At 66.8% G+C, this 14,113-nt stretch carries 9 protein-coding genes; 3 read left to right on the forward strand and 6 right to left on the reverse strand.

Features of this window, described 5'->3' with window-relative positions; translation table 11 throughout:
* Position 1 precedes the first annotated feature (1 nt).
* The 5 genes from EV140_RS10945 to rpoB form a co-directional block, all read right to left on the reverse strand.
* Positions 2 to 1,492: a type IV pilus twitching motility protein PilT gene (locus EV140_RS10945; protein ID WP_130283833.1), complete on the reverse strand. Its 1,491-nt coding sequence runs from the start codon at positions 1,490 to 1,492 to the stop codon at positions 2 to 4.
* 43 nt (positions 1,493 to 1,535) lie between these two features.
* Positions 1,536 to 3,332: a GspE/PulE family protein gene (locus EV140_RS10955; RefSeq protein WP_241971418.1), complete on the reverse strand. Its 1,797-nt coding sequence runs from the start codon at positions 3,330 to 3,332 to the stop codon at positions 1,536 to 1,538.
* A gap of 142 nt (positions 3,333 to 3,474) precedes the next feature.
* Positions 3,475 to 3,894, reverse strand: coding sequence for a type II secretion system protein (locus EV140_RS10960; RefSeq protein WP_130283835.1), 420 nt, complete (start codon positions 3,892 to 3,894; stop codon positions 3,475 to 3,477).
* Between the two features lie 182 nt (positions 3,895 to 4,076).
* Positions 4,077 to 7,943, reverse strand: a complete 3,867-nt coding sequence (rpoC, locus tag EV140_RS10965) for a DNA-directed RNA polymerase subunit beta' (protein ID WP_130283837.1) — start codon at positions 7,941 to 7,943, stop codon at positions 4,077 to 4,079.
* 45 nt (positions 7,944 to 7,988) lie between these two features.
* Positions 7,989 to 11,483: a DNA-directed RNA polymerase subunit beta gene (gene rpoB / locus EV140_RS10970; RefSeq protein ID WP_096420483.1), complete on the reverse strand. Its 3,495-nt coding sequence runs from the start codon at positions 11,481 to 11,483 to the stop codon at positions 7,989 to 7,991.
* A 309-nt stretch (positions 11,484 to 11,792) separates the two neighbouring features.
* On the opposite strand from rpoB, the gene EV140_RS10975 reads away from it, so the two are divergent.
* Positions 11,793 to 12,644, forward strand: a complete 852-nt coding sequence (locus EV140_RS10975; RefSeq protein ID WP_130283839.1) for a spermidine synthase — start codon at positions 11,793 to 11,795, stop codon at positions 12,642 to 12,644.
* Positions 12,645 to 12,656: 12 nt separating this feature from the next.
* Here the strand turns inward: EV140_RS10975 and EV140_RS10980 are convergent, their stop codons facing one another.
* Complete coding sequence (locus EV140_RS10980; protein WP_130283841.1) at positions 12,657 to 13,025, reverse strand: group I truncated hemoglobin; 369 nt, start codon at positions 13,023 to 13,025, stop codon at positions 12,657 to 12,659.
* 183 nt (positions 13,026 to 13,208) lie between these two features.
* Between EV140_RS10980 and EV140_RS10985 the strand changes: the two genes are divergently transcribed.
* Both EV140_RS10985 and EV140_RS10990 read left to right on the forward strand, forming a co-directional pair.
* Positions 13,209 to 13,577 (forward strand): PQQ-dependent sugar dehydrogenase, encoded by a 369-nt coding sequence (locus EV140_RS10985; protein WP_130283843.1) that lies wholly within the window; start codon positions 13,209 to 13,211, stop codon positions 13,575 to 13,577.
* Between the two features lie 70 nt (positions 13,578 to 13,647).
* Positions 13,648 to 14,103: a SprT-like domain-containing protein gene (locus EV140_RS10990; RefSeq protein WP_130283845.1), complete on the forward strand. Its 456-nt coding sequence runs from the start codon at positions 13,648 to 13,650 to the stop codon at positions 14,101 to 14,103.
* The last annotated feature ends 10 nt before the right edge of the window (positions 14,104 to 14,113 follow it).

Raw genomic sequence — 14,113 nt, forward strand, 5'->3', positions numbered from 1 at the left:
ATCAGCCTGCCACCGAGTGCACATCGCCGAAGTCCATCGCGGCGGCGAAGGTTGCTCCGTCTTCGCGGGTGATGAGGCGACTCAGCGTCTCGTGGTCATGGGCCTTCTCATGAGCGGCCGTCGACGTGATCTGACCGGCGTTGACGAGCTCGGCGAGGTGCTGGTCCATCGTGTGCATTCCCATTCCACGGCCGGCCTGCATCGCCGAACCGATCTGGTAGGTCTTGCCCTCGCGGATGAGGTTGTTGATCGCGGGCGTCGCCACGAGCACTTCGGTGGCGACCACACGGCCGCGACCGTTCGTCTTTTTCACCAGCGTCTGACAGACGACGCCCTGCAGGGTGGCCGCCAACTGTTGACGCACCTGCCCCTGCTGGTGCGGCGGGAAGACGTCGATGACACGGTCGATCGTCTGGCCGGCGTCCTGCGTGTGCAGGGTGGCGAAGACGAGGTGCCCTGTCTCGGCCGCGGTCAACGCGGTCGAAATCGTCTCGAGGTCACGAAGCTCACCGATCAGAATGACGTCGGGGTCTTGACGCAGCACGTGCTTGAGCGCGTTCTGGAACGAATGCGTATCGCCGCCCACCTCGCGCTGGTTGACGAGCGCCTTCTTGTTCTTGTGAATGAACTCGATGGGGTCTTCGACGGTCATGATGTGGTCGGCACGGTTCTCATTCACCATGTCGATGAGCGCGGCCAGCGTGGTCGACTTACCCGAACCCGTCGGGCCCGTGACCAGCACCAGGCCGCGGGGCAGCGTCGAGAATCGACCGACCGTGTCGGGCACACCGAGCGCCTTCAGCGTCTTGATTTCGGTCGGGATGATACGGAAGGCGGCACCGACCGAGCCGCGCTGACGATAGAAGTTGACGCGGAACCGCGCATCCTCGCTCAGCGTGTAGGCGAAGTCGAGCTCGTGCTTCTCTTCGAACTGCGCCAGCTGCGACGGCGTAATGATCGAGTACAGCGCCTTCGTCACGCGGGTGCCGTCCCAGATGCCGCCCGTGTGCGACTGCGCGTTGCGCAGGCTTCCGTCGACGCGGATCATGGGCGGCGCGTTCTTCGAGATGTGCACGTCGGAACCGCCCAGCTCGAGCAGTTCCTGCAGCACACGAATTAGTTCAGGGTCACCCTTCGCCGTGACGGCAGACGCGGCAGACGGAATGTGCTCGACCGCGACGTCGGGCATGATCGGCGCGCGCTCGCGGGGGCGAGTGAGCGGGGCGTCACCCGCGGGCGGCGGAGCCTGGAACGGGGCCTCGGTTGCAGGCGGAGGGGCCACCACGGGCGCAGCCGCGGGAGGAGGCGCACTCGTCGCCGGGGGCGGGGCCTGCAGCGGGGCACCCGTCGCGGGCGGGGGCGCCGACAGCGGCGCGCCGGAGTCGGGCGGCGGAGCCGACAGCGGGCTCGCGCTCGGCGGCGGCGGGGTGGAACCGCCGGACAGCGACCAGCCGCCCGCGTTTCCGAGATCGTGTACGGGTCGGTCGGTCATCGGGTCCCCTTTTCACCGCAGCGCGTGGCCAGCATAAGCACGCTCATGCCACCACTCGCAAGATTTCCTCGACCGACGTCAGGCCAAGAAGCGCCTTCTGCCAGCCGTCTTCGCGCAGGGTGCGCATGCCCTGCGAGCGCGCGACGCGCGCAATCTCCGTACTGGATGCACGGGCCACCGCCAAACGCTCAATCTCTTCCGTGACCACCATCACCTCGTGCAGCGCGATGCGGCCGCGGTAGCCGGTGCCTGAACACGCCGAGCACCCCACCGGACGCCACAGCGTCGGCCCGCCGAGGCTGACCTCCGTCGACGTGGACGGCGTGATGCCCGGAGGCGGTGCTGTAGCCAGGCTCGTCGGGAAGGCGGAGGGGGCATCGGCCGGTGCCGAATGGGCTCCAGACGGAGCGGCCGGTGCGCCCGCGTCTCCCGCCACCGAGAGCCCCTGAGTGATGTCCATGCCCGGGTCGCCCTGGTACTGCTCTTTGCAGCGGTCGCACAGCCGTCGCGCGAGACGCTGAGCGACCACGCAGTCGAGTGCCGAGCCGACGAGGAACGGCTCGATGTCCATCTCTGTCAAACGGGTGATCGCGCTGGGCGCGTCGTTCGTGTGCAGGGTCGACAGCACGAGGTGACCAGTGAGCGACGCCTCGACGGCGATCTGGGCCGTCTCTTTGTCACGGATCTCACCGAGCAGCACCACGTCGGGGTCAGAACGCAGGATCGAGCGCAGCGCACTGGCGAACGTGAGCCCTGCTTTGACGTTGACCTGCACCTGGTTGATGCCCTCCATGCGGTACTCAACCGGGTCTTCGACCGTGATGACGTTGATCTCGGGCCGGGCGACGGCGTGCAGGGTCGTGTAGAGAGTGGTCGACTTACCCGACCCCGTCGGGCCGGTGACGAGGATCATGCCGTACGGCTTCGTGTACGACTGCTTGAACATCTCGAGGTTGTGGTCGAGTAGCGCCAGCTGGTCCATGCCCATGCGCGTGGCGTTGTTGTCGAGAATACGCATCACGACTTTTTCGCCATACACGGTCGGCAGTGTCGCAACGCGGAGGTCGATCTGGCGACCACCGTGGCTGACCGACATGCGGCCGTCCTGCGGCTTGCGGCGCTCGGCGATATCGATGTCGCTCATGATCTTCAGGCGCGAGATCACGCCATTCGTGACGTTGCGCGGCGCCGACTGCATCTCGTGCAGCACACCGTCGATGCGGTAGCGCACGCGCATCTCGCGCTCGCCCGGCTCAATGTGAATATCGGAGGCGCTGTCCTGAATGGCCTGGCCGATGATGAGGTTCACGAAGCGAACGATCGGAGCGTCGTCGGGGTCGGCCTCGCGGGAATTGACCAGGGCGAGGTCTTCGCTCTTGTTCTCTTCTTCGAGAACGTTGGTGAGCTCACCGATCTCGCTGTCCGCACGGTGAAACTTCTCGATCGCCTGCATCAGGTCGTCGTGCTCCGCAACCACGGGCACGATGCGCATGTGCGTGGATGCGCGCACGTCGTCGAGCGCGAACACGTCGTCGGGGTTCACCATCGCGAGCGTCAGCATTTCGCCCTGCTGGTGAATGGGAAGCACGCGGTGCCGGCGACACATCGCGGCCGGGACGAGCGCGACCGCCGAGCGGTCGATCGGATACTCCGACAGATCGATGAACGACAGACCCATCACCTCGGCGCGAGCCGACGCGATCTGGCTCTTCGTCAGGCGGCCCGACTCGAGGAAGGACTGGATGACCTGGTCTTCGGCGGCCGGGTCACTGTCCATCACATCGATGGTCTCGATGGGCATGATGCCGCGGATGATGAGCACCTCGGTCAACGATGGCACTGTTACCCCCCAGGTCATGCGCGGACGACGAGACGACATGGCACATGACGCCCCCCGCTTGAGGCTACGACACGCCTCTACAGCGGCATACCCCCGCAAAAGGGGGTAACCCCATGAGTCACACTAGTCACACGCGTTGCAGCTAGCTACGGATGATCGTGCCGCCGGGATCGCACGTCGCCTCAACGACAACGCCCTCGCGGTCGTCCGCCGCCCATGTGCGCGACAACTGTGCGTGATCACCCTGAATACAGAATCGGTTCTCGTTGCCGAAGAGGGTCAGGTCGATGTCGGGGTCGCCGTGTGCCGCCAAGACGGCGTTTCGCGTTGCCTCGTCGGGCCACGATCCGTCGGCCATCTCGGCGACCAGCCCGATACGCGCGTTAGCGACGGCGGAGGCGACGGAGGCACCCAGTGCCTGATCGCGCTGACCCAGGAACGCGGGGATCGCGATCGCCGCGAGGATCCCGATGATGATGACGACCACCAGCAGCTCGATCAGCGTAAAGCCGGCATCGCGGCGCGCTTCAGGCGCGGTGGTGCCGGTGTCGTGCGCGAGCATGGCGAAGTCTTTCGTCAACAGTCGGCCCCACGGTACGCGGCGCCGGGCACGCGAGGCAGTCCCCCGTTCGCGCGCCCCCACTCTGCGGGGCAGAACAGTCACGCCCACCCGAGCGCGGCAACGCCAACGGCCCCGGCCTGCCAGAAGCAGGGCCGGGGCCGCCGAGGTGGAACGACTGCGGGTTAGCTGTAGGTGCCGCCCGAAGTGTTGTTCGAACCGCCCGTGAACTCGTCGCTCGAGAACGAGTCGAAGTCGACGAACGACAGGTCAGCCTCGCTGAACGACGAGTCGTCGGCGAAGATGCGGTTCGGGTAGCGCTCCGCCTTCGCCTCCTCCGTCGCGTCGACCGACACATTGCGGTAGGCCGACAGGCCGGTACCGGCCGGGATCAGCTTTCCGATGATCACGTTCTCCTTCAGGCCGAGCAGCGGGTCGCGCTTGCCCTCCATGGCGGCCTGCGTGAGCACGCGGGTCGTCTCCTGGAAGGATGCGGCCGACAGCCACGACTCGGTCGCGAGTGAGGCCTTGGTGATACCCATGACCTCCTGACGAGCCGACGCGGTCTTCTTGCCCTCCGACAGCGCCTCGCGGTTCAACGAGTTGTACCGCGAGCGGTCGACGAGCTCACCCGGCAGCAGCTCGGTCTCGCCGTGGTCGACCACGGTGACCTTGCGCAGCATCTGGCGAACGATGACCTCGATGTGCTTGTCGTGAATCGGCACACCCTGCGAACGGTAGACGCCCTGCACGCCCTCGACGAGGTGCTGCTGCACGGCGCGCACGCCCTTGACGCGCAGCACCTCCTTCGGGTCGACCGGGCCTTCCAGCAGCTGCTGGCCGAGCTCGACGTGCTGACCGTCCTCGACGAGGAGGGCGGCGCGCTTCGTGACCGGGTACACGACCTCCTCGTCGCCGTTGTCGGGCGTGAGGATGATGCGGCGCTGCGCCTCCGAGTCGTCGATCGTGATGCGACCGGCGCTCTCGGCGATCGGGCTCGCACCCTTCGGGGTGCGGGCCTCGAACAGCTCGGTCACGCGGGGCAGACCCTGCGTGATGTCGTCGGCCGACGCCGAACCGCCCGTGTGGAAGGTACGCATCGTCAGCTGGGTTCCGGGCTCACCGATCGACTGCGCCGCGATGATGCCGACGGCCTCGCCGAGGTCGACGCGCTGACCGGTTGCGAGCGAACGGCCGTAGCAGGCCGCGCACACGCCGACGGCGCTCTCGCACGTCAGCACCGAACGGACCTTGATCGAGCCGACGCCCGCGGTGACGAGCTCGGTGATGAGCACGTCGCCGACGTCAACGCCGGCCTCCGCGACTACGGTGCCCTTCGCATCCACCGCGTCAGCGGCGAGCGTGCGAGCGAACACCAGGTTCTCGACGTTGTCGTCGCGCACCCACTGACCGTCGACCTCGTGCGCGATCTCGAAGTCGAGACCCTTCGAGGTGCCACAGTCGTCTTCGCGGATGATGACGTCTTGCGCCACGTCGACCAGTCGACGCGTCAAGTAGCCCGAGTCGGCCGTACGCAGAGCCGTGTCGGCGAGACCCTTACGCGCACCGTGGGTGGCGATGAAGTACTCGGCGACCGACAGGCCCTCGCGGTACGAGTTGATGATCGGGCGGGCGATGATCTCACCGCGCGGGTTCGACACAAGCCCTCGCATACCGGCGATGTTTCCCACCTGTAGCCAGTTACCGCGGGCACCAGAGGTGACCATGCGGTTGATGGTGTTGTCGGTCGGGATGTTCTCGCGCATGGCCTCGTTGACGGCCTTGGTGCCCTCGCTCCAGAGCGCAACCAGTTCGCGGCGGCGCTCGTCGTCGGTGGTCAGGCCCTTGTCGAACTGCGCCTGGATTTTCGCCGCCTTCTTCTCGTACTCGGCGACGATCTCCTTCTTCTTCGGCGGCGTCACGACGTCGCTGAGGGCGACGGTGACACCGGAGCGCGTGGCCCAGTAGAAGCCGGCGTCCTTCATCTTGTCGAGCGTCGCGGCGACGATCGTCTTCGGGTAGCGCTCGGCAAGGTCGTTCACGATCTGCGAGATCGTGCCCTTGTCGGCAACCCGGTCGATGAACGGGAAGTCTTCCGGCAGCAGGTCGTTGAAGAGGGCACGACCGAGGGTCGTCTCCTTCAGCTCGCGGCCGTTGTACTTCTCGCCGGTCAGACGGATGCGCACGGTCGCGTTCAGGTCGAGCGCGCCCGAATCCATGGCCATGATCGCCTCGGACGTGTTCGTGAACGCGCGACCCTCGCCGGCGGCACCCTCACGAACGGTCGTGAGGTGGTGCAGACCGATGATCATGTCCTGCGTCGGAACCGTCACCGGGCGGCCGTCGGACGGCTTCAGGATGTTGTTCGACGCGAGCATGAGGATGCGCGCCTCGGCCTGAGCCTCGACCGACAGCGGAAGGTGCACGGCCATCTGGTCACCGTCGAAGTCGGCGTTGAACGCCGCACACACGAGCGGGTGAAGCTGGATGGCCTTGCCCTCGACGAGCTGCGGCTCGAACGCCTGAATGCCGAGACGGTGCAGGGTGGGCGCACGGTTCAGCATGACGGGGCGCTCGCGGATGATCTCTTCGAGCACGTCCCACACCTGCGGGCGCGACCGCTCGACCATGCGCTTGGCGCTCTTGATGTTCTGGGCGTGGCCCAGGTCGATCAGCCGCTTGATGACGAACGGCTTGAACAGCTCGAGCGCCATGATCTTCGGCAGACCACACTGGTGCAGCTTCAGCTGGGGGCCGACGACGATGACCGAACGGCCCGAGTAGTCGACGCGCTTGCCGAGCAAGTTCTGGCGGAACCGACCCTGCTTACCCTTCAGCATGTCGCTCAGCGACTTCAGGGCGCGGTTGCCGGTACCGGTGACCGGGCGACCACGACGACCGTTGTCAAACAGCGCGTCAACGGCCTCCTGCAGCATGCGCTTCTCGTTGTTCACGATGATCTCGGGAGCCCCGAGGTCGAGCAGACGACGCAGACGGTTGTTGCGGTTGATCACACGGCGGTACAGGTCGTTCAGGTCGCTGGTGGCGAAGCGGCCACCGTCGAGCTGCACCATGGGGCGCAGCTCCGGCGGGATGACCGGAACGGCTTCCAGCACCATGGCGGCCGGCGAGGTGCCGGTCTGCAGGAACGAGTTGACGACCTTCAGTCGCTTGATGGCGCGGATCTTCTTCTGGCCCTTGCCGCCAGCGATCTGCTCGTGGAGCAGCTCGCTTTCGGCCGCGAGGTCGAAGGTCTCGAGGCGACGCTTGATCGCCTCGGCGCCCATGTGCGCCTCGAAGTACAGGCCGTAGCGGTCCTGCAGCTCCTGGAAGACGGCGTCTTCGGGCTTCAGGTCGCCGACCTTCAGGGTGCGGAAGTCTTCCCACACACGCTCGAGCTGCGAGATCTGCTCGTCGAAGGACTTGCGCAGCTGCGCCATTTCCTTCTCGCCGGCGTCCTTCGTCTTGCGCTTCTGGTCAGCCTTGGCACCTTCGGCCTCAAGCGCGGCCAGTTCGCCCTCGAGCTGCTCGAGGCGCTTGGCGATGCCCGCGTCCCGCTGCTTCTCGAGCGTCTGAATCTCGAGACGCATCTCGTTCTCGAGGCCGGGCAGGTCGGAGTGACGCCCCTCCTCGTCGATCGAGATCACCATGTAGGCGGCGAAGTAAATGACCTTCTCGAGGTCTTTCGGCGCCATGTCGAGCAGGTAGCCGAGACGGCTGGGCACACCCTTGAAGTACCAGATGTGCGTGACCGGGGCCGCCAGCTCGATGTGGCCCATGCGCTCACGGCGGACGGCCGACTTGGTGACCTCCACGCCGCATCGCTCACACACGATGCCCTTGAAGCGAACGCGCTTGTACTTACCGCAGGAGCACTCCCAGTCGCGCGAGGGCCCGAAGATCTGCTCGCCGAACAGGCCGTCCTTTTCGGGCTTCAGGGTGCGGTAGTTGATGGTCTCCGGCTTCTTGACCTCGCCGTACGACCATTTGCGGATGTCGTCGGCGGTCGCCAAACCGATCTGCAGGTAGTCGAAAGTAGTTGCGTCGAGCACAGGTTCTTCTCTCTCGTAACAGTCTGTGAGTACTCGTGGGGTCGCTTAGATCTCGTCGATCGACGACGACTCGAAGCGGCTGGAGATGTTGATGCCGAGCTCTTCGGCGGCACGGTAGACCTCGTCATCCGTGTCCTTCAGGCTCAGCGCGGTGCCGTCGGCCGAGAGCACCTCGACGTTCAGGCAGAGCGACTGCATCTCTTTAATCAGAACCTTGAAGCTCTCGGGGATACCCGGCTCCTGGATGTTCTCGCCCTTGACGATCGACTCGTACACCTTGACGCGGCCGAGGATGTCGTCGGACTTGATGGTCAGGATCTCTTGCAGAGCGTAGGCAGCGCCGTACGCCTCGAGGGCCCAGACCTCCATCTCACCGAAGCGCTGTCCACCGAACTGCGCCTTACCACCGAGCGGCTGCTGGGTGATCATCGAGTACGGACCCGTCGAACGCGCGTGGATCTTGTCGTCGATGAGGTGGTGCAGCTTCAGGATGTACATGTAGCCGACCGAGATCGGTGCGGGGAACGGCTCGCCCGAGCGACCGTCGAACAGTCGCGCCTTACCGGAGGAGTCGATCATGCGCTGACCGTCGCGGTTGGGCAGGGTCGAGTCGAGAAGACCGGCAATCTCGTCCTCGCGAGCACCGTCGAACACCGGGGTGGCGATCTTGGTGCCGGGGGCCGCCTCGCGAGCGGCCTCGGGGATTCCGGCCGCCCACTCGGGGTTGCCTTCGATCTTCCAGCCGCGCGATGCCGCCCAGCCCATGTGGATCTCGAGGATCTGGCCGAAGTTCATGCGGCCAGGAACACCGAGCGGGTTGAGCACGATGTCGACCGGGGTTCCGTCTTCGAGGAACGGCATGTCTTCGACGGGCAGGATCTTCGAGATGACGCCCTTGTTGCCGTGGCGGCCCGAGAGCTTGTCACCCTCCGAGATCTTGCGCTTTTGGGCGATGTAGACGACAACGCGCTGGTTGACGCCCGAGCCGAGCTCGTCGTCACCGTCTTCGGCGTCGAACACCTTGACGCCGATGATGGTGCCCTGCTCACCGTGCGGAACCTTCAGCGACGTGTCGCGAACCTCGCGGCTCTTCTCGTTGAAGATGGCGCGCAACAGGCGCTCTTCGGCCGAGAGCTCGGTCTCACCCTTCGGCGTGACCTTGCCGACGAGGATGTCGCCGGGGCGAACCTCGGCACCGATGCGGATAATGCCGCGCTCGTCGAGGTCGGCGAGCAGCTCGGGGCTGACGTTCGGCAGGTCGCGAGTGATCTCTTCCTTACCGAGCTTCGTGTCGCGCGCGTCGACCTCGTACTCCTCGATGTGAATCGAGGAGAGGGTGTCGTCCTTTACCAGGTTCTGGCTGAGGATGATCGCGTCTTCGAAGTTGTAGCCCTCCCACGACATGAACGCCACGAGGAGGTTCTTGCCGAGCGCGAGCTCGCCGTTCTCGGTCGCGGGGCCGTCGGCGATGACCTCGCCGGCCTCGACGCGGTCGCCCGCCGACACCACGACGCGGTGGTTGTAGTTGGTGCCCTGGTTCGAGCGGTCGAACTTGCGCAGGAAGTACTCCTGCGTTCCGCCCTCGTCGAGCTGCAGCACGACGCGGTCGGCCGACACCTCGGAGACGACACCGGCCTTTTCGGCGGTGATCACGTCACCGGCGTCGACGGCGGCGTAGCTCTCCATGCCGGTACCGACGAGCGGCGACTCGGAACGCAGCAGCGGCACAGCCTGGCGCTGCATGTTCGCACCCATGAGGGCGCGGTTCGCGTCGTCGTGCTCGAGGAACGGGATGAGCGAGGTCGCGACCGACACCATCTGGCGCGGCGAGACATCCATGTAGTCGACCTGGTCCGCGGGCACGAGCTCGACCTCGCCGCCCGGCTTACGCACGAGCACGCGGTCGTCGGCGAACGAGCCGTCGGCCTTCAGCGGAGCACCGGCCTGGGCGACGATGAAGTCGTCCTCCTCGCTCGCGGTGAGGTAGTCGATCGTGTCGCTGACCTTGCCCTTGATGACGCGGCGGTACGGCGTCTCGATGAAGCCGAACGCGTTGATGCGGGCGAACGACGCGAGCGAGCCGATGAGGCCGATGTTCGGGCCTTCCGGGGTCTCGATCGGGCACATGCGGCCGTAGTGCGACGGGTGAACGTCACGCACCTCGACGCCGGCGCGCTCACGCGACAGACCGCCCGGGCCGAGCGCCGACAGGCGACGCTTGTGGGTCAGGCCCGCGAGCGGGTTGTTCTGGTCCATGAACTGCGACAGCTGCGAGGTGCCGAAGAACTCCTTGATCGCGGCCACGACGGGGCGCACGTTGATCAGGGTCTGCGGCGTGATCGCCTCGATGTCCTGCGTCGTCATGCGCTCGCGCACGACACGCTCCATGCGCGACAGGCCCGTGCGGACCTGGTTCTGGATCAGCTCGCCCACGGCGCGGATGCGACGGTTGCCGAAGTGGTCGATGTCGTCGACGTCGAGGCGGATGCTCGCCTTCTTGCCGGCGCGCACACCCTCCAGCTCGGTGCGACCCTCGTGCAGCGACACCATGTACTTGATCGTCGCGACAATGTCGTCGACGGTCAGCACCGAGTCGCTGAGCGGCGCGTCAAGACCGAGCTTGCGGTTGATCTTGTAGCGACCCACCTTCGCCAGGTCGTAGCGCTTGGGGTTGAAGTAAAAGTTATCGAGCAGCGCACGCGCGGCCTCGGCGGCAACCTGCTCGCCCGGACGGAGCTTGCGGTAGATGTCCTTCAGCGCCTCTTCCTTGGTGAGGACGGTGTCCTTCTCAAGGGTCTGCTCGATCGACTCGACACCGGCGAACGCCTCGCGGATCTCGTCGGTCGTCATGCCGAGCGCCTTCAGGAAGACGGTGACGGACTGCTTGCGCTTGCGGTCGATGCGCACGCCGACCTGGTCGCGCTTGTCGATCTCGAACTCGAGCCACGCGCCGCGGCTCGGAATGATGCGGGCCGTGTAGATGTCTTTGTCGCTCGTCTTGTCGGCGGCACGCTCGAAGTAGACGCCGGGCGAACGCACGAGCTGCGACACGACGACGCGCTCGGTGCCGTTGATGATGAACGTGCCCTTTTCGGTCATGAGCGGGAAGTCGCCCATGAAGACCGTTTGGGTCTTGATCTCACCGGTCATGTGGTTCATGAACTCGGCCTCGACGTAGAGCGGGGCGGCGTAGGTCTTGCCGCGCTCTTTGCACTCGTCGATCGAGTACTTCTGCTCTTCGAGGTAGGGGTTCGTGAACGACAGCTGCATCGTCTCGCCGAGGTCTTCGATCGGGGAGATCTCTTCGAAGATCTCCTCGAGACCACTGCGACCGGGAACGTCGGTGCGGCCGGCGGCTTCTGCCTCCGCGACGCGGGCCTGCCACGCCTCGTTACCGACGAGCCAGTCGAAGCTCTCGGTCTGCAGGGCCAGCAGGTCGGGGACGGTCAGCGTGTCACTGATCTTGGCGAACGACAGACGGGATGCGGTCCGGCCGTTCTTGGGGGTGGGGTTCGAGCGAGTGGTGCGCGCAGCAGCCAAGGATCTTCCTCCGTGGGCAGTACAGCCCGTTGCTGTCGGTGACGGTGTCGTCAGCGACAGTGTGCGGTCGGTGTGAATGCGCAAGTCAAAGCCTCGAGGAACCGGGGGTACCGGCTCCACCCCGCCGCTATTCTCGGGGCACGTCAAGCCGACCACCATTTGAGGGCTCGGACGTTCGGGGAGCGCAAACCTCAATACTAGGCCCGCACGACGCGCCCTGTCCAGTCTGATTCTTGACCGATTGCGGTCGCTGCGCTATAACCGCGCGATCGGCCCCGTGCATCCCCCGGTCTGTGGCACGCTGTCCGCATGTCCGCGCCCATCGAGACCCGGTTGTCGAACGGGATGCTCGCCCGCATCGACGAGGACCGCTGGCAGCAGGGCGCGTACCAACTGGTCGTCGACGGCACCCCGCAGTCGCACGTCGACCTCGACGACCCGAGCCGGCTGTTCTTCGAGTACGTGCAGCGCATTGGGCACGTCATTGATGAGTGGGGCGGCCCCGGGCAGCCGATGACCGCCCTGCACCTGGGGGCGGGCGCGATGACGCTCCCCCGCTACATTCACGCGACCCGGCCCGGCTCCCGCCAGCAGGTCGTCGAGCTCGAGCGCGACCTCGTCGACTTCGTGCGCGAGCACCTGCCGCTGCCGCGCGGGGCGAGCATCCGGGTGCGGTACGGCGATGCGCGCGCGACCCTTGCGCAGCTGCCCGCGGGCCTGACTGGCGCGGTCGACCTCGTCGTCGTCGACGTGTTCGGCGGCGCCCGCATTCCGGCGCACGTGACGAGCGTCGAGTTCTACGAGAGCGTGCGCGCACTGCTCGCCCCGAACGGCATCGTGTGCGTCAACGTCGCCGACGGGCCGGGGCTCGCCTTCGCCCGCTCGCAGGCGGCGACCCTGCAGTACGTCTTCTCGGACGTGGTCGCGCTCGCCGAGTCGGGGGTGCTGAAGTCGCGCCGCTTCGGCAACGTCGTCATGGCCGCCGGGATCGATGAGCTACCCACCGCGTGGCTGCCGCGGCTGCTGGCGCGCGGGCCGCACCCCGCGTCGGTGCTCGGCGGCGACGCCCTGACGAAGTGGGTTGCCGGCGCCCCGGTCGTGAGCGACCAGACGGCGGTGGCGTCACCGCCGCCGAGCAAGAGCGTCTTCACGACGCGGTAGGCGGGTGCGCAGCTAGTCTGCGCTCGACTGCGGGACGACGAGCACGGGGCGCAGCCGTTCGAGCTCGACGACGGTCTGCTCAATGTCGAGCGGCGACACGTCGAGGTCGGTGAGGGTCTCGCGCACGACGTGCAAGAAGGCATCCATGTGCTCATCGCGCAGGCCGAGGTGGCGGTGCGACTCGCGCATGCCACGCCCCTCGTACGCTTCCGGCCCGCCGAAGATCGCCACCAGGTAGTCGGCGCGGTGCTCGACGATCTGGTCGTAGTCGAGGTCGTCGAAGAACGGTCCGAGCAGGGTGTGCACGCGAATGCGGGCCGACAGCTCACGAACGGCGGCGTCGACGCCCGCAGCGCCTCCCAGCCGGTCGTAGAGGGTCATGACCTGCTCCTTCCGTGTCGAAAGCGCGTCGCTTTTTCTGCGCTCAGGCGAGAGTAGCTCTCACGTCCGACGCCGCCCACCCCCCTTTCAGGCGGCCCCGCAGGCTGGTAGACAGCCGGGGCGCGCCCGGCGCGAGGCGAATTCGGGGGCTTCCTGCTGCCGAGCGGCGACGTCGACACCCTGATGACGGGGCTCGACGCACCGTGGTCGGTCGTACCGCTCAGCGGAGCGGCGGGCTCGCTGGAGGTGGGCGAGCTTCACGAAGTCATCACGGGCATCCCGAAGGCGCGCACGCACAACGGCGGGCGCATCGTGATCGGCCCCGACGAGAAGCTGTCCGTGACGACGGGCGACGCGCGGGTGCTGGAAGCCTCGCAGGACGTCGACTCGCTCGCGGGCAAGATCTTGCGTCTCGAACTCGACGGCACCGTGCCGGCCGACAACCCGTTCGACGGATCGCCCGTGCTCTCGCTCGGGCACCGCAACCCTCAGGGGCTCGCCTTCGACCGCGACGGGCAGCTGTGGGCCGCCGAGCTCTCCCCAGCGCCGTAGTCACCCCGGTTTCCCCCGGCACGGCTGTCGCGGTCCGGCGGGGTCGGCGCTCTGACCTACCATCGGGCGCATGAGCGAGCTGGATCGGGTGCGGGTGTGGGCCGAGGCGTTGATTCGGCTGCACCTCGACGACTCGTGGAGCTTCGCGTTCGACCACGCCACCAAGCGCGCCGGCCTCTGCAACTACGGCAAGAAACGCATCTCGGTGTCGCGGCACCTCGCCGCCCGGTGGGACGACGACGAGGTGCACCAGACCCTGCTGCACGAAGTGGCCCACGCGCTCGCGGGCCCCGGCGCAGGCCACGGCCCGGCGTGGAAGGCGATCGCCGCCGACCTCGGCTACGTCGGCGGCACCACCCACTCGGGCGAGATCGCCGCCGAGCGGGCGCGCTGGGCGGGCCGCTGCCCCGCGGGGCACGAGTTCGTGCGGTTTCGGCGACCGCGGTCGGTCGTCGCGTGCGGCAAGTGCTCGCGCACGTTCCACCCCGCGAACGTCATCCGCTGGACGGATCGCCGGGCGGTGTAGGGCGGGCCGG

This window comes from Microcella alkaliphila, from assembly GCF_004216855.1.
Lineage (GTDB): Bacteria > Actinomycetota > Actinomycetes > Actinomycetales > Microbacteriaceae > Microcella > Microcella alkaliphila.